General features: G+C 63.8%; 22 protein-coding genes. 14 read left to right on the forward strand and 8 right to left on the reverse strand.

Going from position 1 to position 23,334, the window contains the following annotated elements; all coding sequences use genetic code 11:
* The first annotated feature begins 293 nt into the window (after positions 1-293).
* The 4 genes from AC0GUR_RS12435 to glk all read left to right on the forward strand — a co-directional run bounded on the left by AC0GUR_RS12435 (position 294) and on the right by glk (position 5,308).
* Positions 294-1,004: a gluconate 2-dehydrogenase subunit 3 family protein gene (locus tag AC0GUR_RS12435; protein WP_472877798.1), complete on the forward strand. Its 711-nt coding sequence runs from the start codon at positions 294-296 to the stop codon at positions 1,002-1,004.
* Positions 1,001-2,779, forward strand: a complete 1,779-nt coding sequence (locus AC0GUR_RS12440) for a GMC family oxidoreductase (protein ID WP_472877799.1) — start codon at positions 1,001-1,003, stop codon at positions 2,777-2,779. The genes AC0GUR_RS12435 and AC0GUR_RS12440 overlap by 4 nt, the downstream gene beginning before the upstream one ends.
* Entirely contained in the window at positions 2,776-4,152 is a 1,377-nt protein-coding gene (locus AC0GUR_RS12445) for a c-type cytochrome (RefSeq protein ID WP_472877800.1), read from the forward strand. Before AC0GUR_RS12440 ends, AC0GUR_RS12445 begins: the two co-directional genes overlap by 4 nt.
* Before the next feature lie 136 nt (positions 4,153-4,288).
* Positions 4,289-5,308: a glucokinase gene (gene glk / locus AC0GUR_RS12450; RefSeq protein ID WP_472877801.1), complete on the forward strand. Its 1,020-nt coding sequence runs from the start codon at positions 4,289-4,291 to the stop codon at positions 5,306-5,308.
* A 31-nt stretch (positions 5,309-5,339) separates the two neighbouring features.
* Here glk and AC0GUR_RS12455 read toward each other — a convergent pair whose 3' ends face one another.
* A complete protein-coding gene (locus AC0GUR_RS12455) occupies positions 5,340-5,660 on the reverse strand; it encodes a hypothetical protein (protein WP_472877802.1) in 321 nt (106 codons plus the stop codon).
* A gap of 246 nt (positions 5,661-5,906) precedes the next feature.
* Here AC0GUR_RS12455 and AC0GUR_RS12460 point away from each other — a divergent pair, with 246 nt between their 5' ends.
* Both AC0GUR_RS12460 and AC0GUR_RS12465 read left to right on the forward strand, forming a co-directional pair.
* Complete coding sequence (locus AC0GUR_RS12460; RefSeq protein ID WP_472877803.1) at positions 5,907-6,590, forward strand: HAD family hydrolase; 684 nt, start codon at positions 5,907-5,909, stop codon at positions 6,588-6,590.
* Positions 6,591-6,738: 148 nt separating this feature from the next.
* A complete protein-coding gene (locus AC0GUR_RS12465) occupies positions 6,739-7,062 on the forward strand; it encodes a hypothetical protein (protein WP_472877804.1) in 324 nt (107 codons plus the stop codon).
* A gap of 203 nt (positions 7,063-7,265) precedes the next feature.
* Here AC0GUR_RS12465 and AC0GUR_RS12470 read toward each other — a convergent pair whose 3' ends face one another.
* From AC0GUR_RS12470 to secB, 3 genes are all read right to left on the reverse strand, one after another.
* A complete protein-coding gene (locus AC0GUR_RS12470; protein ID WP_472877805.1) occupies positions 7,266-10,292 on the reverse strand; it encodes a DEAD/DEAH box helicase in 3,027 nt (1,008 codons plus the stop codon).
* A 115-nt stretch (positions 10,293-10,407) separates the two neighbouring features.
* A complete protein-coding gene (locus AC0GUR_RS12475; RefSeq protein WP_472877806.1) occupies positions 10,408-11,433 on the reverse strand; it encodes an NAD(P)H-dependent glycerol-3-phosphate dehydrogenase in 1,026 nt (341 codons plus the stop codon).
* An 18-nt stretch (positions 11,434-11,451) separates the two neighbouring features.
* Complete coding sequence (secB, locus tag AC0GUR_RS12480) at positions 11,452-11,943, reverse strand: protein-export chaperone SecB (RefSeq protein WP_472877807.1); 492 nt, start codon at positions 11,941-11,943, stop codon at positions 11,452-11,454.
* Between the two features lie 315 nt (positions 11,944-12,258).
* Here secB and rpmB point away from each other — a divergent pair, with 315 nt between their 5' ends.
* Together rpmB and rpmG are read left to right on the forward strand one after the other, a co-directional pair.
* Complete coding sequence (gene rpmB, locus AC0GUR_RS12485; protein WP_109127083.1) at positions 12,259-12,495, forward strand: 50S ribosomal protein L28; 237 nt, start codon at positions 12,259-12,261, stop codon at positions 12,493-12,495.
* 10 nt (positions 12,496-12,505) lie between these two features.
* Positions 12,506-12,673, forward strand: a complete 168-nt coding sequence (rpmG, locus tag AC0GUR_RS12490) for a 50S ribosomal protein L33 (RefSeq protein ID WP_008211962.1) — start codon at positions 12,506-12,508, stop codon at positions 12,671-12,673.
* 284 nt (positions 12,674-12,957) lie between these two features.
* Here the strand turns inward: rpmG and AC0GUR_RS12495 are convergent, their stop codons facing one another.
* Positions 12,958-14,151, reverse strand: coding sequence for a DesA family fatty acid desaturase (locus AC0GUR_RS12495; protein WP_472877808.1), 1,194 nt, complete (start codon positions 14,149-14,151; stop codon positions 12,958-12,960).
* A gap of 177 nt (positions 14,152-14,328) precedes the next feature.
* On the opposite strand from AC0GUR_RS12495, the gene AC0GUR_RS12500 reads away from it, so the two are divergent.
* From AC0GUR_RS12500 to mutM, 6 genes are all read left to right on the forward strand, one after another.
* Positions 14,329-15,084 (forward strand): ABC transporter ATP-binding protein, encoded by a 756-nt coding sequence (locus AC0GUR_RS12500; RefSeq protein ID WP_472877809.1) that lies wholly within the window; start codon positions 14,329-14,331, stop codon positions 15,082-15,084.
* Entirely contained in the window at positions 15,081-15,875 is a 795-nt protein-coding gene (locus AC0GUR_RS12505) for an ABC transporter permease (protein ID WP_472877810.1), read from the forward strand. The genes AC0GUR_RS12500 and AC0GUR_RS12505 overlap by 4 nt, the downstream gene beginning before the upstream one ends.
* Positions 15,875-17,233, forward strand: a complete 1,359-nt coding sequence (locus AC0GUR_RS12510) for a GldG family protein (protein WP_472877811.1) — start codon at positions 15,875-15,877, stop codon at positions 17,231-17,233. The genes AC0GUR_RS12505 and AC0GUR_RS12510 overlap by 1 nt, the downstream gene beginning before the upstream one ends.
* Positions 17,230-17,721, forward strand: coding sequence for a hypothetical protein (locus AC0GUR_RS12515; RefSeq protein ID WP_472877812.1), 492 nt, complete (start codon positions 17,230-17,232; stop codon positions 17,719-17,721). The genes AC0GUR_RS12510 and AC0GUR_RS12515 overlap by 4 nt, the downstream gene beginning before the upstream one ends.
* Positions 17,722-17,792: 71 nt before the next feature.
* Positions 17,793-19,202, forward strand: coding sequence for an NADP-dependent phosphogluconate dehydrogenase (gndA, locus tag AC0GUR_RS12520; protein ID WP_472877813.1), 1,410 nt, complete (start codon positions 17,793-17,795; stop codon positions 19,200-19,202).
* 153 nt (positions 19,203-19,355) lie between these two features.
* Positions 19,356-20,183 (forward strand): bifunctional DNA-formamidopyrimidine glycosylase/DNA-(apurinic or apyrimidinic site) lyase, encoded by an 828-nt coding sequence (mutM, locus tag AC0GUR_RS12525; protein ID WP_472877814.1) that lies wholly within the window; start codon positions 19,356-19,358, stop codon positions 20,181-20,183.
* Positions 20,184-21,007: 824 nt separating this feature from the next.
* On the opposite strand, the gene AC0GUR_RS12530 is transcribed toward mutM, so the two are convergent.
* Genes AC0GUR_RS12530 through AC0GUR_RS12540 form a run of 3 tightly spaced genes read right to left on the reverse strand, consistent with a single transcriptional unit; the run spans position 21,008 to position 23,266 of the window.
* Positions 21,008-21,766 carry a hypothetical protein gene (locus AC0GUR_RS12530; RefSeq protein ID WP_472877815.1) on the reverse strand — a complete coding sequence of 253 codons (759 nt, stop codon included), beginning with the start codon at positions 21,764-21,766 and terminating at the stop codon, positions 21,008-21,010.
* 28 nt (positions 21,767-21,794) lie between these two features.
* The gene (locus tag AC0GUR_RS12535) at positions 21,795-22,427 is read right to left on the reverse strand and encodes a thymidine kinase (RefSeq protein WP_472877816.1); all 633 of its coding nucleotides are present in this window, start codon (positions 22,425-22,427) and stop codon (positions 21,795-21,797) included.
* 44 nt (positions 22,428-22,471) lie between these two features.
* Entirely contained in the window at positions 22,472-23,266 is a 795-nt protein-coding gene (locus tag AC0GUR_RS12540) for a hypothetical protein (RefSeq protein WP_472877817.1), read from the reverse strand.
* Positions 23,267-23,334 lie beyond the last annotated feature (68 nt).

Below are 23,334 nucleotides of genomic sequence, written 5' to 3' on the forward strand. Positions count from 1 at the left end.
CATGAAACGCTCCCTGTCATGACTGATCGGGTCGCTGCTCAACGAATGAGGGGGAGGCATGACGACCATCTTTCGAAGGGTCCGCATCGCGACAGACATGCATCGACCCCAACACCCAAATGGCGACGACGTCTTGAGGGATTTCGCCATTTTTAAAGTTCACATGCCGTGAAGGAGACACGTTGCGAGGCAGATAACTGACCCGACAACTGCGTCAATTTGCCTTCACACTTTGCATTCACCACGCGCGCAAGCATGTGTGGGCGCATGACACTCTGACCTCGGGGAATGCGATGTCGAACAAGCCTATGTCGCCGTCACGGCGCGACTTTTTGCGACAATCCCTGGTTGCGGTTCCCGCAGTGAGCCTGCTTGGAACCTCCGCCATCGCGCAGACGCAGAGTGGTCCGGCCGCCACAACGGCGGCTTATGCACCGCGCTATTTCACCGCACCCGAATGGGAGTTTCTTCAGGCCGCGGTGGATCGGCTGATTCCTGCCAATGAGGATGGGCCCGGCGCACTGGAAGCCGGTGTGCCGGAATTCATTGATCGCGAAATGGAAGCCGCTTACGGCCACGGCGGTTTCTGGTACATGCAGGGACCCTTCGTGCCCGACACGCATCCCACCCTCGGCTATCAGCTGCGTTTTGCGCCACGCGAGCTCTACCGCACGGCGATCGCCGCCGTGAATGACTGGTGCCAGAAGCAGCACCAGAAGACGTTTGCAGCGCTGTCGCCGGAAGAGCGTGACGGCGTGCTGCACCAGCTGGAGAAAGGTGAGATCCAGCTTGAGCAGCTGCCCGCTGCAGCGTTCTTCAACCAGCTGCTGACCAATACCAAGGAAGGTTTTCTGGCTGACCCGATGTATGGCGGCAACAAGCACATGGGCGGCTGGAAGATGATCGGCTTTCCCGGTGCGCGTGCCGACTTTGCCGACTGGATCGATCAGCCCGGCAAGGTCTATCCGCTTGGACCCGTGTCGATCCGGGGAGCGAAAGCATGACGACCACCATGAAGCCGGTCGATGTGGTGATCGTCGGTTTTGGCTGGACAGGCGCCATCATGGCGCTGGAGCTGGCGCAGACCGGCTTGAACATGGTGGCATTGGAACGCGGCGCCTATCAGGACACCTCGCCGGACTGGAGTTACCCCAACATCGCGGATGAGCTGGCCTTCGGCATTCGCGGCAAGCTGTTTCAGCCGTTGGCGCGCGAGACGGTCACGGTTCGACATGCGGTCAACGACACTGCGGTGCCGTATAGGCAATACGGTTCGTTTTTGTTCGGCAACAACGTGGGGGGCGCCGGCACGCACTGGAATGGCCAGCACTATCGCCCTTCTCCCGAAGACCTGGAGTTCCACACGCATATCAGCAAGCGCTACGGCGAGAAGTTCATGCCGGACGATATGCAGATCCAGGATTACGGTGTGACCTACGATGAGCTGGAACCGTTCCTGGAACAGTTTGAATACGTGTGTGGCACCTCCGGTCGCGCCGGCAATCTCAATGGCGAGATCAAGCATGGCGGCAATCCGTTCGAGGGCCCGCGCAAGAAGGATTACCCGAACCCGCCACTGAGCGACACGTTCGGCGCCAAGTTGTTTGCCGATGCAGCGCGCGCGGTGGGCTATCACCCGTTTCCGCAGCCGTCGTCGAACGCTTCGCAGCCCTACACCAACCCGTACGGCGCACGTCTTGGGCCGTGCAACTTTTGCGGCTTTTGTGAGCGCTTCGGTTGTTTCATGTATGCGAAGGCATCACCGCAAACCACGATCCTTCCGGTGCTGATGCGCAAGCCCAACTTTGCGCTGCGTACTAATAGCCATGTCATCAAGATCAACCTCGACTCCACCGGAAAACGCGCCACCGGTGTGACCTATATCGACGCACAGGGCCAGCAGGTGGAGCAGCCGGCGGATCTGGTGATCGTCTCGGCGTTCCAGATGCACAACGTTCGGTTGATGCTGCTGTCAGGTATCGGCAAACCGTACGACCCCGCAACCGGCAAGGGCGTGATCGGCAAGAACTACGCGTATCAGATGATGAGCAGCATCGGCGTGTTCTACGACCAGGACATGGCGCTCAATCCGTTTATCGGCGCAGGTGCGGGCGGCTTCCAGATCGTCGACGATTTCAATTCCGATCACTTCGATCACGCCACGCACGGTTTTGTCGGCGGTGCTTACATCTACGGCGGGCAGACCGGTGGCCGGCCGCTGCAGCAATTGATTGTGCCGCCGGGTACACCGAGCTGGGGCGCCGGCTGGAAGCGGGCCGCCAAGGAGAGTTACCTGCACTCCACATTGGTATCCACGCACGGGTCGGTGATGTCGTATCGCGATCGCTATCTCGACCTCGACCCGACTTACAAAGATGCATTTGGCCTACCGCTGTTGCGCATCACCTTCGACTGGCATGACAACGAATACAAGATGTCGCAGTTTGTGACGGAGCGCGCGCAGGAGATCGTGAAACAGATGAAGCCCAAGGCGACGTCGGTGACACTGCGCAAGCCGGGCGATCATTACGATATTCGCCAGTACCAGACCACCCACACCACAGGCGGCGTGATTCAGGGCACGTCACCTGAAACGAGTGCGCTCAATCGCTTCCAGCAGCACTGGGACGTGCACAACGTGTTTGTCACGGGCGCTTCGGCGTTTCCGCAGAACTTTGGCTACAACCCCACCGGACTTATCGGTGGTCTCACCTATTGGTCGGTCAAGGCCATTCGCGACACTTACCTCAAGCACCCCGGCCCGCTGGTGCAGGCATGAATACCCAGGCCCCTCGACGTCGCGGAAGTTTGTTGCGCATTCTGATCGGGTTGATTGTGCTGGTGGTGCTGGCCTGGCTGCTTACGCTGGTGTATCGCGGCGGCGGTGGCGACCCTTCGGCTACTGCGCCAGCGCCGACGCCCGAACAGATCAAGCAGGGCGAATATCTGGCGCAGCTCGGTGACTGTGCAGCGTGCCATACGGCGCCAGGTGGCAAACCTTTCGCAGGTGGTCTGGCGATTGTGTCGCCCATCGGCGTCATCTTCAGCACCAACATCACGCCGGATGCGAAAACCGGTATCGGCCACTTTACCTATGGCCAGTTTGAGCGCGCCGTGCGACGCGGCATCGATGACGAGGGAAACACGCTGTATCCGGCGATGCCCTACCCATCGTATGCCAAGGTGAGCGACCAGGACATCCAGGCGCTGTACGCGTATTTCATGCATGGCGTGGCGCCGGTGCAACAGGAGAATCGCGCCGAAGGCATCATGTGGCCGCTGTCGATGCGCTGGCCGCTCACCTACTGGCGTTGGCTGTTCGCGCCGAAGGTGACGCCGGTGCAAACACCAGCTACGGGTGATGCGGCGCTGGCTCGCGGCCAGTATCTGGTGGAAGGGCTGGGCCACTGCGGCGCCTGCCATACACCACGCGCGTTGACGCTGCAGGAGAAAGCGCTGGGACCGAACGACGGCAGCGCTTACCTCAGCGGCGGCGAAAGCGATAACTGGGTGGCGCCAAGCCTGCGCGGCGAACTGGCCAGCGGCCTGGGCAGTGTGAGTGATGAAGAGCTGGCCGCCCTGCTCCGGGCCGGACGTACCGAACACGGCGCCATCTTCGGCGGCATGAACGATGTGGTCGAACACAGCACGCAATACATGAGCGACGAAGACCTTGCGGCCATCGCGCATTTCCTCAAGTCGTTGCCAGCGGCCCATGAGGAAACCGCGCTGGCCTATGACGACGCCACGCATGCTGCGCTGCTCAGTGGCGACGTCAGCGAGACCGGCGCGCAGCTCTACATCGACAACTGCGCCACCTGCCACCGTACCGATGGCCACGGTTACAACCAGGTCTATCCAGCCCTGGCCGGCAATCCGGTGCTCAACGGCAACAATCCCGCGTCGGTGATTCGGCTGGTGCTGCATGGCGGCACCATGCCCACAGGGCGCGGCGCGCCCACGCAGTTCAGCATGCCGGCCTTCCGCGATCGCCTGAGCGACCAACAAGTGGCCGAGCTGCTGACCTTTGTGCGCTCCAGCTGGGGCAACCGAGGCAGTGCGGTGAATGCGCAGCAGGTCACCCGTTTGCGCGACCTGCCACCGGCCGGCCAGCCCACCATGACCAGCTACGACCCGCGCGCGCAGCAGTAAACCTCGGGGTTGGACGCCCAGAAGGCCAGCCATACGCCAAGGAACGGCGTCCGCAAAGGTTTTCGTTGCACTGCACTACTGGACGAACACGCCTCAGGGAGTCAGGCTTACTGTCTCCCCAAGTTCAGGACTGTCCATGAGAACGCCCTCCCGTGCCGCCCCGACGCTGCTTGCTGACCTCGGCGGCACCAACGTGCGCTTTGCGCTGGCTGATACCAGCAGCACGACGCCGTTGCTCGAGGACAGCGTTCGGCGCTACCGCGTAAAGGATCACACGTCACTCGCGGAGGCCATTCGCCAGTACTTCACCGACACCGGCCACACCGCTGCGCGCGCGGTGATCGCAGCTGCCGGCCGCGTGAGCGAGGGCGAAACAGTCAAGGTCACCAACAATCCCTGGCAGGTGGCCGCACACGCGCTACAGGCGGAGCTGGGCATGGAGGCGGTGCACCTGGTCAACGACTTTGCCGCGCAGGCAATGGCCGTGACGCTGCTGACGCACGACCAGCTTTCGTCAGTGGGCCCGCAAGCCATGCCGACCCTCGGCCAGCGCGAGCCGCAAACCTTTGTGGTGATGGGGCCGGGCACGGGTCTTGGCGTGGCCGGGTTGCTGCGTCGCGAAGGCCACTGGACGGTGCTGGAAACCGAGGGCGGCCACGCCGGCTTCGCCGCGCACACGGCGGAGGACGTGGAGATCCTGCTTCGCCTCAACGCACGCTTCGGCCGCGTTTCCAACGAGCGCATGATTTGCGGCAACGGCCTGGTGAACCTCTATCTGGCGCTGGCCGACATCGCCGGCCAGCCAGCGGAGGAATACACGCCGGAAGACATCACCGCTCGCGCCGAAGCCGGCACCGATCCGCTCTGCGTGCGCACGGTGGAAACGCTGGCCGGCATTTTCGGCAGCGTGGCTGGCGATCTTGTGCTGAGCCTTGGCGGCTGGGATGGCGTGTACCTCACCGGCGGTGTGTTGCCGATCCTGCTGCCGTGGATCAAGCACGGCGGTTTCCGCGAGCGTTTCGAAGCCAAGGGTCGCTTCCGCGAAACCATGGAACAGGTGCCGACCGTCGCGATGATGCATCCCGAACCCGGCCTGCTCGGCGCTGCCGCGCTGGCGGTGCTGGATGTGGGCCGGCCGCTGGTGCAGTCCAACTGAGCACGCAGTGGCCGGCGTCGTTCGGCCATGGTTACTCGTAATCGCGCGTCACCAGAACTTTGGTGCCGCCATCGGGGCGCTGGGCGAAGTAGTCGAGCATGGCGATGTTCGAGTGCGAAGGCACGGTGCTCGTTTGCTGCGTGTAAGCCGAGGTGGGCCCCGCCTGAGTGGCCTCACCGGACGACGGGCAATACTGATAGCCCGCAGGCCCTGATGGCAGTGCTGTGCAACTAGGCGCCGTGACCTCGCCCTGAAAAGTCAGCGTGTCGGCAGCGGCGGGTCTGGCCAACGCCAGCCACGACAAGGCCAGCGCGGCGATGATGGCCACGCGCCGTTTCTTCACTTGCTTCATGACGTCCTCCACGATGTGACGAACAGCGTGCTGCTCGCCCCGGGCAGGCCACGCCATGACGGATATTCCCTGGACGTGTGCCGCTACCCTCTCCCCTGAGGTCCTATGCGCGCGCCACGGCGCCACCCTAAGCGCCACCGTGGCGACGTGTCTGTCATCCACGTAAGGCCTGACAGAAAAATGTGCAAATGATCACGCTCAGTACGAGTGCTACGCTTTGCCTCCCCACCTGCGCACGACACTGCCATGGCCCGCGCCGATACCGCTTTCCTGTTTGATCTCGACGGCACCCTCGTCGACAGCGTTTACCAGCACGTACTGGCCTGGAAGGAAGCGCTGGATCGCGAAGGCGTAGACCTGTCGGTATGGCGCATTCATCGCAAGATCGGCATGAGTGGCGGTTTGTTCGCCAACATCCTGTTGCGCGAAACCGGCCTGGAAATCACCGAAGAACGTCTCGCCCGTCTGCGCGCATGGCATGCGGAGGCCTATAACCGCCAAGCCACCCAGGGCTCGGTGCGCCCGCTGCCCGGTGCGCGCGAGTTGCTGGCTTTCCTGACCGATGCCGAGATTCCGTGGGCCATCGCCACCAGCGGCCGCATGCAGACGGCTGCGCACAATCTTGAAGCGCTGGGCGTTGATCCGTCGAAGGTGCCGGTGGTGACGCGCGACCAGGTGCGCCACGCCAAACCCGACCCCGACCTGTTCATTACCGCGGCGCAACGCCTGGGCGTAGATATCCACTATGGCCTGGTGATCGGTGACAGCATCTGGGACATGCTCGCCGCGCAACGGGCACGCTCGCTTGGCATCGGCCTGCTTTCCGGAGGATACGGCCAGGAAGAACTGGAAGACGCTGGCGCCTTCCGCGTTTATGAAGATCCGGCGGATCTGCTCAAGCACATTGATGAAGTGGTCGCGCGAAGCTGAAGGGCAGGAGTGAGTTTTGAGATGTGAGAGAAGAGCCGGTGTCACCTCGCACTCCTCTTCACTCTCCTCTCCCCTTGTCAGGCGCGATTCATCGCAATGCACGCACTTGCGATTAGTCTCAAGACTGGTCCCACCGCCGGAGGCTGCCATGCGCCGCATTCCCGCCTTGCTCACCCTCGCCCTGCTCGTCGGCTGCTCGCCCACGTCGCCGCCGCCTGAGCAGAAGCCGCCTAAACCACAGGCCACACAGCTTGTGCCCGACAACGCCGCGCTTGGTTCGCCGGAGTGGTACAACTGGGTAGATCAGCGCCTGCAGATCTCTTACGACGGCCACGGCCCCGATCATGGTTCCGACGAGTGGAACCACGCCGTGCAACACAGGCTCGGGCAAGAAGCACCACAACTCCCCGTGGGTTCGCCGCAGTGGCAGCAGGCGGTGGATGCGCTGTTGCGGGCCAGGCCGGCGATGTAAGCACGGGTTTTCGCGCGCGGCCGGCATGTAACGACTTCACTGCGCCGCAGGCCTGTCGCGCACAAGTGCGCTCCTACAAAAACCATTCAGCGTACACACCTGTAGGAGCGCACTTGTGCGCGACAGGCAACGCATCTGGGTCACCGCTCCGCAAGGTTCCCTCAGGGGATATACGCTTCAAAAAAAGGTACCACTCGCTTCGGTCAACCCGGCGCCAACAGCGCATCCAGATCCGCCTGATCAAAGCTGAGCTTCTCGCGCGTGCCACCACCTTCCAACACCGCCTCAGCAAGCTCCGCCTTGCGCGCCTTCAACTCCTCGATGCGCTCCTCGACCGTGCCACCCGTGATCAGGCGGAACACAAACACCGGCTTGTCCTGGCCGATGCGATGCGCACGATCGGAAGCCTGCGCTTCCGCCGCCGGATTCCACCACGGGTCGTAGTGAATCACCGTATCTGCCGCGGTGAGGTTGAGGCCCACACCGCCCGCCTTCAGCGACAGCAGGAACAACGGCACCTCACCTTCCTGGAACTGGCGCACTGGCTCCGCGCGATCGCGCGTCTCACCAGTGAGCGTGACATACGGAATGCGATGGCGATCGAGCTCGTGCGCAATCAGCTTGAGCATTTCAGTGAACTGCGAGAACAGCAGCACTTTGCGGCCTTCGGCGAGCAAGGCGGGCAGCATGTCCATCAGCAATTCGAACTTGGCGGAATCACGTACGCCGCGCGCGGCTTCCAGTTTCACCAGGCGAGGATCGCAGCAAACCTGACGGAGTTTAAGCAGTGCATCCAGCACGACGATGCCGCTGTGTGCGATGCCACGCTGCGCGATCACCTCGCGCAGTTCTTCCGCCAGCGACAGGCGCAGGCTTTCGTACAACTCGCGCTGACGGCCTTCGAGCACCACGCGGCGGGTGATTTCCGTCTTCGGCGGCAACTCCGAGGCCACCTGCGACTTGGTACGGCGCAGGATGAAAGGTGCGAGGCGGCGATTGAGCCGGTCTTGGCAATCGGTGTCGCGGTGACGCTCGATCGGCACGCGATAGTGACGGCGGAAGGCACCTTCATCGCCAAGCAGGCCGGGCACCGCCAGGTCGACCTGCGACCAGAGTTCGCCAAGGTGATTTTCCAGCGGCGTACCGGTGAGGCAGATGCAACGCGGTGCGCGCAGGCTCAGCACGGCGCGGCGTGCCTGTGTGCGCGGGTTCTTCACCTGCTGCGCTTCGTCGAGCACGATCAGTGAGAACGGCTGCTTGCGCAGCGTCACTACGTCACGCGGCAGCAGTGCGTAGCTGGTCAGCACGATGTCTTGCGAGCCCAGCTGCGAGAAGTCGCCGCCACGTTGCGGGCCATGCAGCGCGAGCACGCGCAGCGCCGGCGCAAAGCGGGCGACTTCGGCCATCCAGTTCGGAATGAGGCTGGTGGGCACGACCACCAACGCGGGCTGGGTGAGCGCACCGCGCTCCTTGAGCGCCAGCAAGTGCGTGATCAACTGCAGCGTCTTGCCCAGGCCCATGTCGTCGGCGAGCACACCGCCCACGCCGGCTTCGGCCAGCGCGTTGAGCCAACGCAGACCTTCGCGCTGATACGGACGCAGTTCGACGGTGAGCCCTTCCGGCACCGCGTCGCTGGCACGTTCGGCGGCGTCGCGCAGTCGCGCGGTGAAGCCACGCAGCGCTTCAGGCGCTTCCAACTCGCCGCCGGAGGGCAGCGCTTCGACCAGTTCTTCCAGGCGGCCGGCTTGCACGCGCGGCAGATGAAGTGTCTTGCGCGGGCGTTCGAGATATTCGGCCAGCGGCGCCAGCAGGCCACGCAATTCTTTCAGGCGCACGGGCACGCGACGGCGTTCGTCGACCGGCGCGTACCACACGGCGTCTTCCGGCTCGTTCGGTACCGGGCTCAGGTTCAACTGGTGATCGGCCAGCGCCTGCGCCACGGCGGGCAGCAGGTTGTGGCGCTTGCCTTCCACCTCGATGCCGATTTCCAGGTCGAAGGCGTGGTCGTCGGTGTCTTCCACCGCATTGCCGTACCAGCGCACCGGGCCTTCCAGCACTTCGAACGGGAAGCTGGGCGCGTAGTCGAGCACGAAGCCTTCGGCTTCGAGCTTGGGCCGCAGCGCCAGCCAGCGGGCAGGCGTATTTACTTCCAGCGCGCCGGCGTAGCCCTTGCCGGGGAACAGCCAGGCGTCGTCTGGAAGCGTGTCGGCCAGATCCCAGGGCAAGCCTTCGGTATCCACGCCGGGGGTGAGTCCGGCGCGTTCCAGCTGTTCCATCGCGGAAAGCTCTTCCGCACGGCGGCGGACAATCTCGACCAGATGGCCGTTGCGCACGCGACGCACCAGCGGTTCGCCACCACGGCCCGGCAAGCGCTCGCCGGCGTAGTCGAAAGCGAGGCGTGCGTACGCCAGCGGCGGCGTGCCGGCGGCGAGACGGGCGTGACGGGTCAGGGCGTGCAGCGTCAGTACCGGCTTGGGCGCTAGCTCCGCGCGGCGCAGTTCGCCCAGCACCTGCGGCAACGGCAAGCGATGCGACAGGCGGCTATGCGGCAGTGCGCGCCGCAAGGTTTGGCTGTATTCGTGCTTGAGCGGCGGCAGGTCCAGCCACTGGGATTCTTCCAGCGGCGCTTCCAGATGACCCAGCTCGGCGCGCTCCCCATCGAGGTACCACAAGGCGTCGATGCGCAGCAGACGATGGTTGGTCGGCAGGCAAGGCACCAGGCGCTGGCTGCCGTCCTGTTCGAGAAGCCATTGCCAGTTGAGTTGATGCCCTTTGCCGCGCGAAAGGCGCAGGCCGGCAAGACCGCCGAGGAAGCTGGGACAGGTGTCGAGAATCTCGGACAGCAGCGCATCACCCACATGACCGGTCAGGCGCGCATAGCTGCGGCTCTTGCGCAGGCTCTGCGGCAGGCCGAACACGGTGGCGGCCAACCGCTGTTCCAGCGGCTGCAACGGTTGCTGGGAGAGGTGCTTGCTGTCCAGCGGTGCGGGGCGCACGTAGCGGCCCTGCTCGGCCACGGTCAGCAGCACCGGGGCCACGTCGACATGGGCATACGCGACGCCTTCCTCGGGCATCACCTCGATGAAGAAGCCGAGCACCGCCGGCTCATGCGGCACGCTGCCCGCGGGCGCAGCCAACAGCTTGCGCCAGGCGTTGGGCAACGGCTCATCGCCGCTGTCGTCGCGTTGCGGGGTCAGACGGTCGTGCCGTTTATCGTCTGGTGACTGCATGCGCATTCGGTCCGCAGGGGCGACCAAAAGATTCAGCTTAGCAAGCCTCTTGCACGTGTGCGCGTCACATCGCCCGGTTTTTCACACCGGGCGATGAAGTGTGCGACTCGAATGTTCAGGCTTGGCCGAACAAACCCTTGGGGTACTCGGGTTTCTGCTCGCGGCTCATCAGCAATTTGAGCCCTTCTGCCGGGGTTACCTCACCGTGCAGCACCGCGCGCACGCCGCTGCTGATGGGCAGGTCCAGCCCGTGCTTGGTGGCCAGACGCGCGACTTCATCGGCGGTGAGTACGCTTTCCACCACCTGGCCGATCTCTCGCACAGCCTCGTCGATGCCCTTGCCGCGACCGAGCGCCAGACCCAGACGGCGGTTGCGGGAGAGATCGCCGGTGCAGGTGAGCACCAGGTCGCCCAGGCCTGCCAGACCCATCAGGGTCTCCGGTCGGGCACCCAGCGCTACACCCAGGCGCAGCATTTCGTTCATGCCGCGGGTGATCAGGCCGGCGCGGGCGTTCAGGCCAAGGTCCATGCCGTCGGCGACGCCAGTGGCGACCGCCAGCACGTTCTTCATGGCGCCACCCAGCTCCGCCCCCAGCACATCACTGCCGGAATAGGCGCGGAAGTTGGGCGCGTGCAGCAGCAGCGCCAGGTCGTGGGCGAACACGTCGTCGTCCGAGTGCACGGTGACGGCACTGGGCAAGCCAGCGGCCACTTCCTTGGCGAACGACGGGCCGGTGACGACCGCCGCCGCGCGACCCGGGAAGCGCTCGGCCACCAGTTCATGCAGGAACCGGCCGGTGCCCGGCTCGAAACCCTTGGTGGCCCAGGCAATACGGGCATCGGGCTCCAGGTACGGCGCGATCTCCCCCAGGATGGAGGCGAACGCATGGCTGGGCACGACGATAAGCACCACCGTCGCGCCGCGCAGGGCGGCGGCGAGGTCGGCTTCGTACACCAGCTCGGACGGCAGCTCGACATCCGGCAGGTAGCGCTGGTTGCAATGGGTTTCCGCCATCGCCTTCAGCGCGGAGGCATCGCGCCCCCACAGCCGGGTCGGCACCTGGTTGCGGGCAGCCAGGGCCGCCAGCGCGGTACCCCAGGAGCCGGCACCGAGGACGGCCAGGGTCGGACGCTCAACCATGAGCCAGGCCTTTATGAATCAGCTGTTGAGCGTCGGGGCGGCACTGCCGCTGAGGATGCGGCGCTGCTGCTCGGCGTAAAGCGCGTCGAAGTTGATCGGCTGCAGCAGGAACGGCGGGAAACCGCCCTCGAGCACCAGCGACGACAACATCTGGCGCGCATACGGGAACAACAGGTTCGGGCAATAGCTATTGAGGATGCCGGCCAGGTCTTCCTCGGGGAAGCCGGCAATGCCGAACACGCCAGCCTGCTGCACTTCGGCCAGGTAAGCGGTGCGCTCGCCCAAGGTGCAGGTCAGGGTGAGGCTGAGCACCACTTCGTAAAGGTCGTTGCCCATGTCCGTGGACTTCTGGCCCAGATTCAGCTGCACCTGCGGCTGCATCTCGGCCTCACCGACTTCCTGGAAGATCTGCGGGGCGTGCGGCGCCTCGAACGAGACATCCTTCACGTAGATCTTCTGCAGCACCAGCTGCGGTTGGCCGGCCTGGCCGTTGGCGGAGACGTCTGCCATGGGGTAATCCTCGGTCAATAAAGTGTTCAGTGCGTGAAAACGCAAAGGACTGGATTGTTCCATACATCCCAGCGGGCCGCCATGCGGCAACCGCCCCCGCTGCTCAAATATTGCGCACCGCGCTGTTTTCATGGGAGAATCGCCGGCTCGACCATGCCGACCCGGGCTTCCGGGCACGTCCGCAACGCGATGCGGCCCTCACGGCAGACGCGAAAAGCTCCATCTCCAGCATCGCGTGGCCTTGTGCCGCTGGGCCGATGCCGCCCTGGCTAACGGGTGGCAAACGCGCCCTTGGGCGCCTAACAGGAGGTCATCATGGCCCGTATTTGCCAAGTCACCGGAAAGGGTGTGCAGACTGGTAACAACGTCTCGCACGCTAACAACAAAACCCGTCGCCGCTGGTTGCCGAACCTGCATGAGCGCCGCTTCTGGGTCCCGAGCGAAAACCGCTGGGTGAAGCTGCGCGTTTCCAACCACGCCCTGCGCACCATCGACAAGAACGGTATCGAATCCGTGCTTGCCGACCTGCGCGCCCGCGGCGAAAAGATCTGAGGATTAAGCCATGGCTAACAGCAAGCAAGACAAGATCCGCCTGATCTCTTCGGCCGGCACCGGCCACTTCTACACCACGCAGAAGAACAAGAAGAACACCCCGGAAAAGTTCGAGTTCAAGAAGTACGATCCGGTGGTTCGCAAGCACGTGATCTACAAGGAAGGCAAGATCAAGTAAGCCCTCTGGGTTTGCTGCTTCCACAAAAACCCGCCGAGAGGCGGGTTTTTTGTTGGGGGCAAGGCACACCACCCGCTGTGCCCAGCCTCGGGCATCGCTTTCCTGTAGGAGCGCACTTGTGCGCGACAACCCTACGGAGTGGTGACGTCGTGACGCTTCGGTAGCGCACAAGTGTGCTCCTACATGGATGGACGGATGTCTCTCAATCTTCGCCCTGATGGTCGCGTCATCCAAAAAAAAGCCCGCCTTTCGGCGGGCTTTTTCATTCAAACGATTTGAGCTGATCAGGCGCTAGCCACCGAGTAACTCTTCAAGCGACCGGCAAACTCCTGCAGCGCACGAATACCACTCTGCTCAGCCTCAGCAATCCACTGCTGCAAACCCTTCAGCGCCTGGTCGGCACCACGCTGCTCCATCAGGGCAGCCAGACGGGCGCGGAATTCGCACACCGTGCTGAGGGTCGGGCGCTTGGCCAGCACGGCCTGCATGCGATCGCGACCTTCGTTATCCAGCCAGCGACCACCATCGGCCAGTGCGCGACGCATGCGACGCGGCACGGACTTGATGTTTTCGCCAGCGTGCGCCGCTTCGTCGCGCAGGGTCGGCATGATCACGTTGCGGTAGTAGTCGGTCATCGCAGCGAAGCGGTGCGTGAGCACGCCCTTCAGCGTTTCGGCGTCCGGCAGGTGCACGTTCGGGCGAACGTCCAGCGTCGGCGCCACGCGCAGCACCTTGGCCAGGCCCACGGCACGCAGGCCGCAGATCACCGCCCAGCCGATGTCGAACTCCCACTTGCGCAGGGCGAACTTGGCCGAGCTCGGGAAGGCATGGTGGTTGTTGTGCAGCTCTTCGCCGCCAATCCAGATGCCCCACGGAACAAGGTTGGTCGCGGTGTCGGCGCTTTCAAAGTTGCGGTAACCCCACCAGTGGCCGATGCCGTTGACGAAGCCGGCAGCCCAGAACGGGATCCAGACCATCTGCAGCGCCCACAGGGCGGCGCCGATGACGCCGAACAGGGCGAGGTTGATGATGAGCATCAGCGCCGGGCCCCAGTACGGATGGCCGGCGTAGAGCTTGCGCTCGATCCAGTCGTCCGGGGTGCCGCGGCCGTACTTCTCCATGTCTTCCTTGTTGTAGCAGGCGTCGCGGTAAAGCGACACGCCGTCCCAGAAGACCTTCTTGATGCCGAAGATCTGCGGGCTGTGCGGGTCTTCCTCGGTCTCGACCTTGGCGTGGTGCTTACGGTGCACTGCCACCCACTCTTTGGTGACCATGCCCGTGGTGAGCCAGCCCCAGAAGCGGAAGAAGTGCGAGATGGACCAGTGCAGATCCACGCCGCGGTGGGTCTGGCAGCGGTGCAGGAAAATGGTCACCGTGAAGATGGTGAGCTGCGTCATCACCAGTATGTAGATGAGCATGCTCACCCAACTGGCGTGCGTGAGGCCGTTGGACAAGAAATTGAGGACTGCGTCGAGCATCGGGAAAGCACCCAGGTATATGTAATTTCAGTCTAAGCGAGGGGTTTCCGTACCCGCCAGCATGGACAGCACTATTAATTGTCGCACCTCTTCGGTGCCACAAAGTTAATGTGCTGTGCCGCGCACAAGCGCCCTCACCCAGTTGTCTGAAACTGGGGGCGCACTGACAATCATGCAATGACTGCGCCTACCGCCGTATTGCAACTGGATCACATCACCCGACATCGGGCCGGGCGACCTGCCGTCTCGGATCTCAGCCTGCGGCTGGACGCGGGACAGGTACTGGGTTTGCTGGGCGTCAACGGCGCCGGCAAGTCCACCACCCTGGCCATGATCGCGGGGGCCCTGATACCTGACAGCGGCGCTATCAAGCTGAACGGCAAGGACTTTATTGAGCACCCTGAACTGGCGCAGGGGGCTATCGGCTGGCTGCCGGAACGTGCCCCGCTGTGGCAGGAACTGACCGTCAGCGAACATCTGGACGCCCATGGTCGCCTGCGCGGCCTGCACGGCACGGCACTGGCCGCGGCGCGAAAGGCCATCATCGAGCGCCTGGAGCTGGGCCCGCTGCTGCGCCGGCTTGCCGCCGTGCTGTCGCAGGGCCAGCGCCAGCGTCTGGGCCTGGCCTGCGCGCTGCTGCATCGCCCTTCCCTGCTGGTGCTGGATGAGCCCGCCAACGCGCTCGACCCGGTGCAGGTGGCGTCGCTGCGCGCGGTGATTCGTGAACAGGCGGCGGCCGGTACCGCGGTGATCCTCTCCACGCACCTGCTGGCCGAAGTCACGGCAGCCTGTGATCGCGTGGCGATTCTGCATGAGGGACAGTTGCGTTACGACGCACCGATCACCGACGGCGATCACAAGATGCTGGAGCAAACCTTCTTCGATATCGCCATGCGCGGCAACGGGAGCAACGACAGGATGCAGGCTGCATGAGTGTGCTCGCCGTAACGCGGCTGGAGCTGCGCCGATTGTTGGTTCGCCCGCTGGCATGGGTGCTTGCCGCGCTGACGGTGGCGCAGCTGGCCGGACGTTTCATGCTGCTACTGCAAACCTTTCTCAGCCACCAGATTGCCTGGGCGGCAAAACCTGCGGGCCCGGGTTACACCGATATCGTGGGTGTGCCAATGCTGAGCAGCATCCTTACCAGCGGCATCTTGCCGATACTGCCGTTCGGTTTGGCGGAACTGGCACTGATCGTGGTGCCGCTGCTGACCATGTCCACCCTGGCCGGCGAGCGCAGCAACGGCACGCTGCCGCTGTGGTTCGGCATGGGGCAGCCGCCGTCGCGCGTCGTGCTCGGCAAGTTCTTCGCGTTGCTGGTTTGGCTGGCGCTATGGCTGGCGCTGACGCTGGCGATGCCGCTGAGCCTCGCGCACGGCGTGAACCTGGATTGGGGCAAGCTCGCCAGCGCGTCGCTGGGCCTGCTGCTGATGCTGGCCTCGTTGGCGGCCATCGGCGTGGCCTGTTCGGCGTATGCCTCGCACCCGGCCATCGCTGCCGCCGCCAGCCTCATGCTGGGTCTCGCCCTGGTGAGCCTCAATGTGGGTGCACTGATGGCGGGCGTCGACAACGGCGTCGTCAACTGGCTATCGATGAGTACACACCTGGATAGCTTTGTGCGCGGGCTGGTTTCCAGCGCCGACGTGATGTGGTTTCTGCTGGTGATCGTGGCGGCGCTGGCGCTGGCCACACGCCGCCTTGGCGCTGAACGGGAGCGTGGCTGATGACGCGCCTGATGCGACGACTCAACGCCTGGCTGTTCGCGCTGCTGTTGCTGGCCTGCGCTGGCGCCGTCGGTTACCTGACCGCGCGCTTTGATCTGGTGGCGGACTGGACCTACGGCGGCCGCGCCACGCTTTCCGCCGAGAGCCGCGCCGTGCTGAAAGCGCTTGACGGTCCGGTGGAGATTGTCAGCTACGCCAATCCGCAAGGCGACATACGCAGCAACATCGCCAGCTTCATGCAGCGCTATCAGCGTGTGAAGCCGGATATCAGCCTGCGATTCGTGGATCCGCAACAGGATCCGGCAGCGATGCGCGAGCTGGGCATCACCACGAATGGCATGCTGATCCTGCATTACAAAGGACACGAGCAACGCCTGGACACACTGAGCGAGAGCAGCCTGACCAATGCGCTCAAGCGCCTGATGCGCGGCAACGATCGCATCGTCGCCTTTGTTTCCGGCGACGGCGAGCGCAGCCCCGCCGACAGTGGTAACGCCGATCTGGGTACCTTCGTCGAACAGATGCAGGAGGGTGGCATCCGCGCGGTGCCGCTGAACTTTGCGCAGGTCGCCGCGGTGCCGCTGCATACGGATCTGGTGGTGCTGGCGAGTCCGCAACAGGCACTGCCTTATGGAGCCGTGAAAGCACTGACCGACTACGTAGCCAACGGCGGCAACCTGCTGTGGCTGACGGAACCGGCCAATGATGACCAGCACCTCGGTCCACTGGCAGACGCACTGGGCCTGCACGTATTGCCCGGCGTGCTGGTGGATGGACAAGGCAGCGCCCTTGGGCTCAGCGATCCGCGACTGATCGCGCTCGGCGATTACCCGCAGCACGCGATCACCCACGATTTCAAGCTCGCCACGCAGTTTCCGCAGGTTTCCGCGCTGGCGCTGGCCTCCAAAACCGAATGGCATGCGTCGCCCTTCCTGCGCTCGAGCGTGCAGAGCTGGACCGAGTTCAAGCCCATCGACAATGCGCATGCGTCATCCATCGCCTATGACGCCAGCGCGGGAGAGCTGAAGGGACCGCTCGATTTCGGATTCGCGCTGGCCCGCTTGTCTCCCAGCCCCGACAAGGCGGAACAACGCGTGGTGGTGATCGGTGACGGCGACTTCCTCTCCAACGCCTTTCTCGGCACGGGTGGCAATCGCGAACTGGGCCGCCGCGTGATCGACTGGCTGCTCGGCGACGACGTGCTGGTCAACATGCCCGTGGCGCAAGGCGCGCCTGATCGCGTCCTGCGCATCTCGCAAGCGCAGCTGAGCGCCGCTTCGCTGGGCTTCCTGGTGGCGATACCCCTGCTGTTGCTGCTGGCCTGTGGCTGGATGGCCTGGCGGCGACGTCGCGCATGAAGCGTTCCACGCGCCACCTCCTGTGGATGGCCGCCGGCGCCGTGGCATTGATGGCCGTGGCTGCCTGGCAATGGCAGCGGGACGCTGACGCGGCGCCAGGCACGCTGCTCTCGCTGGAGCCAGCCACCATCAGCCGCGTCGAACTGGCGATAGGCGCCAGCGCCATCGAGCACTACGCCAAACGCGACGACCACTGGTGGCGCACCGACGGCACACCTTCGCGCGCCGACGACGGCCGCCTGGGCGAATTGGCCGACGCGGCCGGCGCCGAGGTGCTCAACTGGCGCCCCGCCAGCGACTTCGACCCGGCCAAGATCGGGCTCACAGCCCCCGTGGCCGTGCTGACGCTGGACGGCCAGAAGCTGGAGTTTGGCGAAACATCGGTCACCGGGCCGCAGCGCTATGTGCGCGTCGGCGACCGGGTGGCGCTGATTTCGGTGCGTTACACGCCCAGGCCGGCGACTGGCGAGGCGATGCGGGCTCACTAGCTTGAGAGAGCGCACTTGTGCCCGGGACGCCATTCCCCATATCTAGGCCATTCCTGGTACGGAGCGGCGACATGGCAAAGCAGGCGATCGGCGTAGTAGGCATGGCGGTGATGGGCAGCAACCTGGCCCTGAACATCGAGAGTCGCGGGCATGCCGTGTCGATCTACAACCGACACCGCGAACGCACTGACGAGGTCATCGCCGAAAATCCCGGCAAGCGTCTGGTGCCTACTTATAGCCTGCAGGAATTCGTCGACTCACTGGAAAAGCCGCGCCGTATTCTGCTGATGGTGAAGGCGGGCGACCCCACCGACGCCACGCTGGCACAACTGAAGCCGCTGCTCGACAAGGGCGACATCGTGATCGACGGCGGCAACACTTTCTTCAAGGACACCATGCGCCGCGAAAGCGAGATGAGCGCAGCCGGCCTGCACTTCATCGGCACCGGCGTGTCGGGTGGCGAAGAAGGCGCACTGCATGGGCCATCGATCATGCCCGGTGGCCCGCGCGAAGCTTACGACCTGGTCGCCCCCATTCTCACCGAGATTGCCGCCCGCGCGCCCGATGGCGACCCCTGCGTGGCGTATATGGGCCCGAACGGCGCCGGCCATTACGTGAAGATGGTGCACAACGGTATCGAGTACGGCGACATGCAGCTGATCGCCGAAAGCTACTCGGTGCTTCATCACGTGCTTGGCCTTTCCAACGATGAACTGGCCGAGGTGTATGCGGACTGGAACAAGGGCGAGCTGGACAGTTACCTCATCAGCATCACCGCCGACATCTTCACCAAGAAAGATCCCGAAACACGCAAGGCAATGGTCGACATCATTCTCGACCGCGCCGCGCAGAAAGGCACCGGCAAATGGACTAGCCAGAGCGCGCTGGACCTGGCCGTGCCACTGCCACTGATTACCGAATCGGTGTTCGCGCGACTACTCTCCGCGCTGAAAGACGAACGCGTCGCCGCCAGCAAGGTGTTGCCCGGTCCGGGGCCGATCCGCTTCAGCGGTGATCGCGAAGCCTTTGTCGAGGCCGTGCGTCGCGCGCTCTACTTCAGCAAGATCGTGTCGTATGCCCAGGGCTTTGCGCAGTTGCGCGCAGCCTCTGACGAGTACGCTTGGAACCTGCCCTACGGCACCATCGCGCGTATCTTCCGCGCCGGTTGCATCATTCGTGCACGGTTCCTGCAGAAGATCACGGATGCGTATGCGCGCGATCCTGCATTGAAGAATATGCTGCTCGATCCTTACTTTCGCGATATCGCGGCGCAGTACCAGAGTGCGCTGCGCGAAGTCGTGAGCGCTGCGGTCAATGCTGGCGTGCCGGTGCCCTGCTTCTCATCGGCGGTGGCTTACTACGATGGTTATCGCGCGGAGCATCTGCCAGCGAACCTGCTGCAGGCGCAGCGGGATTACTTTGGAGCGCATACGTTTGAACGTATCGACAAACCAGGTAGTTTCCACAATGACTGGAGCTGAGGGATGTTGCAGCGGGCTGCGAACTGAGGCCTCCCTGATGCGTTGCGGTCGCGCGCAAGCGCGCTCCTACAAGGGAGCGTTGTCGTTGTAGGAGCGCACTTGTGCGCGACCGCAGCGGACCATGTTCCCCACGCCCTCCAACCGAGATCTGCTGTGCCTGAACTACCCGAAGTCGAAACCACGCGCCGAGGGATTGCTCCCCACCTGATCGGTCGACGGGTCACCGGCGTGGTGCTGCGCCGCCCCGATCTGCGTTGGCCGATACCACCGGAAATCAGCGAACTGTTGCCGGGTCAGCGTATCGAAGCCGTCGAACGCCGCGCGAAATACCTGCTGCTGCATACGGCGGTTGGCAGCCCCTTGCTACATCTCGGCATGACCGGCGTGCTGCGCGTACTGCCACCAGACGCATTGGTGGGCAAGCATGATCATGTAGATATCGCACTGGAGCCCACCGCCACCGAGGGAGCGCGTGTACTGCGCTTCACCGACGCCCGCCGCTTCGGCTGTCTGTTGTGGCAACCGCCTGGCGAAACGCACGAGCTGCTAGCCGCGCTGGGACCGGAACCGCTTACCGATGATTTCGACGGCGACCTTTTGTGGCGCATGTCGCGGGGACGCACGGCGGCGGTCAAGTTGTTCCTGATGGATAACGCCGTGGTGGTGGGCGTAGGCAATATCTACGCGAGCGAGGCGTTGTTCGCGGCAGGCATTGATCCTCGTCGGCCGGCTGGCGAGGTTTCGCGGGCACGGTATGCGCGACTGGCGGGTGAAGTGAAGCGCATTCTTGCGTGGGCCATCGAGCGCGGTGGTACGACTTTGCGTGATTTCATCAAACCGGACGGAGCGCCCGGTTATTTCTTTCGTGAGTTGCAGGTTTATGGGCGCGAAGGTGAGTCGTGTCGGGTGTGTGACACGCCGATACGGCAGGTGGTGCTGGGGCAGCGGTCGACGTTTTGGTGTCCGAAGTGTCAGCGGTAACCTTTGATATCCACTGTCTCTGAGAGGACAGGGGACTCGTGGCTTTGATCGCTCGCGCCGTTGAACGTCTCCGCCAGAGTGCCGCCTACGCGGCGCGCGTTTCGATCGTCTGCCGACGCTCGAGTCACTTTTCTTTTGCTGGCCCAAAAGAAAAGTAACCCAAAGAAAATGGCCTGGAGAGCTGGCAGCATGGTGTTGGATACCAGCCTGCCGACTGAAGCTAGGTTGCCTCGATACGATCCACCTCGAACACAGCGGCTTCTCAGCAAGCGCTGTTGAACGGAGGACTTAAGGCCGGGCGCTGCGCGCTTTTGCTCCCTCTCCGTCTTTGGGGAAAGAGCTGGGGTGAGGGGCAATCCAGAGACCAGGTCTCTACAAGTGGTAGCTGATATCCGCCCACGAACACTCTCAGTAATGCGACACGCCCGACGCTTTAAGTCCTCTTCACGATGGCGCGTTGCGGTGTAGCCGTACCGCGTGTCGGGCGATCGTGACGATTCGGGCTTCGCGGGCGGCAAGGCTCGTATTAATCACGACGCTACGGCGGCCCCGCTCTTGAGGCCGTTTTCTTTGGGTTACGTTTCTTTTGGGCCAGCAAAAGAAAGGTGACTCGAGCGCCGGCAGGCGATCGAAACGCCCGCCGCGTAGGCGGCACGCTGGCCGTATCGCTCAACGAGAGCCAAATAGCAAAGTCACTGGATCCCCGCCTTCGCGGGGATGACGGTGAGGGGAATACGCGTTATCGCGAGCACCCGACCTTTACCCCCTTTTCGGGGCTCACCCCAACCCCTTCCCCGATGGGGAGAGGGAGTAGAGCGCGCGCCTCACTCCGGCCAACGAAACTCAACAAACGTATTGTTGAAATCCGGATCTTCCAACCCACCACCCAACGTCGCCACAAACGTCACGCCGTCAGCCTCCAACGCCTGCCCTTCCTCAAAGCGCGCACCTAGCGCCCCAAGCTCCACCAACCGTTCGCACAACATACCCGCGCGATCGCTATCGCCCTCAGATACATGGCGAATGCTGATATCAGGACGACCAAACTTGCGCATACCACGTGTGTGAATCCAATAACGCCCACCCTCTTCTTCCCTATCACGAAGAATCAACAGGTGATTGCGGATCGGCGCACCGTCGCGCACCAGGAACTGGCGGCGCCATGTGTCGGCGTCATAAAGATTCAGCGTCTGCGGATCGAGAATGGCCACGCCACCCACATCGAGCAGCGCGGTGAGCACGCCCAACGTGTCGCGCAGGTAGCCAGTGTCCGCGCTATCGGCGATGCGGCCACGGATCACCAGCACTTCGGGTGCGTCAAAGGCCTGTCGGTACGCCCCCGGGGCGTCTTCCTTGAACATGCGGCCCACGCTGCCCTTGAGCGGATAGCCTTCCCATTGGCGCAGCTGCGTATGAAGGTGGCTGGTCAGCTCCACGCCTTCCGGCAGGCCTTCGCTGCCGTAGTCCAGCGATGGGGCACGCCCTGGCTGGAACTTGCCGAACACGTAAAACTGCAGCAGAACTTCTTCATTGCTCGGCTGCCAGTGCGGGCGTTGCCAGGCGGGAAACTGGATCTTCGACATACCTTTCCTCTGGTGAATGGGAGAGGGCTTAGTGCCCTTCGCCAAGCGGCAGCACCGGCTGCTGCAGTTCGATCCTGCCGTGCCCTTCCGTGATGTTCTTGAACTCGGCGCGGCTCACTGAGACATAGCGGTCGTTGCCGCCAATCTCAACCTGGGGACCTTCGGTCACCGCCCGGCCCTGTTCATCCACGCGCACCACCATGGTGGCCTTGCGGCCGGTATGGCAGATGGTCTTGATCTCTTCCAGCTTGTCGGCCCAAGCCAACAGGTAGCGACTGCCCTCGAACAGCTCGCCGCGGAAGTCGGTGCGCAGGCCATAGGCCAGCACCGGGATGTCGAGCTTGTCTACCACGTCGCTGAGCTGCCACGCCTGGGCCTTGCTAAGGAACTGGGCCTCATCCACGAACACGCAATGCAAGGCCCCGCGCGCGGCGATATCGGCCTGCACCAGGGCGAACAGATCCTCTTCCTTGCCGAAACGGCACGCGTTGGCCTTCAGGCCGATACGCGAGGCCACCACGCCTTCGCCGAACCGGTTGTCCAGTGCGGGGGTAAGGATGAGCGTGCGCATGCCGCGCTCGTGGTAGTTGTAGGCGCTCTGGAGCAGCGTGGTGGTCTTACCGGCGTTCATTGCCGAGTAATAGAAGTACAGCTTGGCCATGTCGGCTCCCGGAAACGAGCGCGACATGGTACTGCGGTTCGACGTTAGGCCGGCGGCTGCGAGCCGTCGCGTGGCGAAGGCACCTGCTGCAGATCACCGACGCGCACCCGACCCTGCCACCGCTGCACTTCCCACGACAGATCCTTGAGGCGGAGGTATTGCGCCGCGCTCATGTGGAGGGCGTCACCGAGGTCGCTCAGGTCCACGCTATCGCCAGTGCTTAGCACGCCAGCCAGACCCCTGCGGCCAGCGGCTGCTGCCGAGCTGGAGTCCATGTAAGTCACTACGCCGTTACCGACCCAACCCAGGTGGCTGCCGGTGATGGCCATGCGTTCTGCGCCGAGGTCGCGGGTCAGGCGGGATGTGCCGCCGCTGTCCCCGTAGTCGGCCTCCAGCGCCTGGCGCAACGCCTTTGCCTGCTCGCGCTCGGCGTCGCTCAGCTGGCTCCAGTAGATATCGCGCTGCCGGGCGAGCTCGCGATAGCCCCGGCTGGCGGCGAGGTCCATCCAGGCATAGCCGCGAGGACGATCCACCGGCACGCCGTCGCCCGTCCAGTACATCAGGGCCACCAAAGCCTGCGAGGTCTTGTCGACGTAACGGGAGGCCGACTGGAAATCAGCCAGCGCCTGCGACTTGCGGCCTTCGCGGTAATCCGCGATGCCCTGTTTGCGGAACCGCAGGTCGGGGTGGGCATCAATGAAGGCCCGGTTATCCATCGCCGCCAGCAGTTTGCCGGCCTGTTCCAGCTCGCCCTGGGTGGGTGGGGCCGACTGGGCGGCCACGCCACCGTGCCACGCCAGCAAAATCGCGACACAGCCAACTACTGCCAGCCTGTTCATCGCACGCTCCCATGTCACATGCGCCGCACGGACTGCCGCGCGGCCGGTGCACCGGATCCAGGACCCCA

Source organism: Dyella sp. PARNA 12/25 (assembly GCF_055702865.1).

What these genes read in the sequence shown, in the direction of transcription:
- AC0GUR_RS12435 (WP_472877798.1), top strand. Translation starts at nt 294, where the DNA reads ATGTCGAACAAGCCTATGTCGCCGTCACGGCGCGACTTTTTGCGACAA.
- AC0GUR_RS12440 (WP_472877799.1), top strand. Translation starts at nt 1,001, where the DNA reads ATGACGACCACCATGAAGCCGGTCGATGTGGTGATCGTCGGTTTTGGC.
- AC0GUR_RS12445 (WP_472877800.1), top strand. Translation starts at nt 2,776, where the DNA reads ATGAATACCCAGGCCCCTCGACGTCGCGGAAGTTTGTTGCGCATTCTG.
- glk (WP_472877801.1), top strand. Translation starts at nt 4,289, where the DNA reads ATGAGAACGCCCTCCCGTGCCGCCCCGACGCTGCTTGCTGACCTCGGC.
- AC0GUR_RS12455 (WP_472877802.1), bottom strand. Translation starts at nt 5,660, where the DNA reads ATGAAGCAAGTGAAGAAACGGCGCGTGGCCATCATCGCCGCGCTGGCC.
- AC0GUR_RS12460 (WP_472877803.1), top strand. Translation starts at nt 5,907, where the DNA reads ATGGCCCGCGCCGATACCGCTTTCCTGTTTGATCTCGACGGCACCCTC.
- AC0GUR_RS12465 (WP_472877804.1), top strand. Translation starts at nt 6,739, where the DNA reads ATGCGCCGCATTCCCGCCTTGCTCACCCTCGCCCTGCTCGTCGGCTGC.
- AC0GUR_RS12470 (WP_472877805.1), bottom strand. Translation starts at nt 10,292, where the DNA reads ATGCAGTCACCAGACGATAAACGGCACGACCGTCTGACCCCGCAACGC.
- AC0GUR_RS12475 (WP_472877806.1), bottom strand. Translation starts at nt 11,433, where the DNA reads ATGGTTGAGCGTCCGACCCTGGCCGTCCTCGGTGCCGGCTCCTGGGGT.
- secB (WP_472877807.1), bottom strand. Translation starts at nt 11,943, where the DNA reads ATGGCAGACGTCTCCGCCAACGGCCAGGCCGGCCAACCGCAGCTGGTG.
- rpmB (WP_109127083.1), top strand. Translation starts at nt 12,259, where the DNA reads ATGGCCCGTATTTGCCAAGTCACCGGAAAGGGTGTGCAGACTGGTAAC.
- rpmG (WP_008211962.1), top strand. Translation starts at nt 12,506, where the DNA reads ATGGCTAACAGCAAGCAAGACAAGATCCGCCTGATCTCTTCGGCCGGC.
- AC0GUR_RS12495 (WP_472877808.1), bottom strand. Translation starts at nt 14,151, where the DNA reads ATGCTCGACGCAGTCCTCAATTTCTTGTCCAACGGCCTCACGCACGCC.
- AC0GUR_RS12500 (WP_472877809.1), top strand. Translation starts at nt 14,329, where the DNA reads ATGACTGCGCCTACCGCCGTATTGCAACTGGATCACATCACCCGACAT.
- AC0GUR_RS12505 (WP_472877810.1), top strand. Translation starts at nt 15,081, where the DNA reads ATGAGTGTGCTCGCCGTAACGCGGCTGGAGCTGCGCCGATTGTTGGTT.
- AC0GUR_RS12510 (WP_472877811.1), top strand. Translation starts at nt 15,875, where the DNA reads ATGACGCGCCTGATGCGACGACTCAACGCCTGGCTGTTCGCGCTGCTG.
- AC0GUR_RS12515 (WP_472877812.1), top strand. Translation starts at nt 17,230, where the DNA reads ATGAAGCGTTCCACGCGCCACCTCCTGTGGATGGCCGCCGGCGCCGTG.
- gndA (WP_472877813.1), top strand. Translation starts at nt 17,793, where the DNA reads ATGGCAAAGCAGGCGATCGGCGTAGTAGGCATGGCGGTGATGGGCAGC.
- AC0GUR_RS12530 (WP_472877815.1), bottom strand. Translation starts at nt 21,766, where the DNA reads ATGTCGAAGATCCAGTTTCCCGCCTGGCAACGCCCGCACTGGCAGCCG.
- AC0GUR_RS12535 (WP_472877816.1), bottom strand. Translation starts at nt 22,427, where the DNA reads ATGGCCAAGCTGTACTTCTATTACTCGGCAATGAACGCCGGTAAGACC.
- AC0GUR_RS12540 (WP_472877817.1), bottom strand. Translation starts at nt 23,266, where the DNA reads ATGAACAGGCTGGCAGTAGTTGGCTGTGTCGCGATTTTGCTGGCGTGG.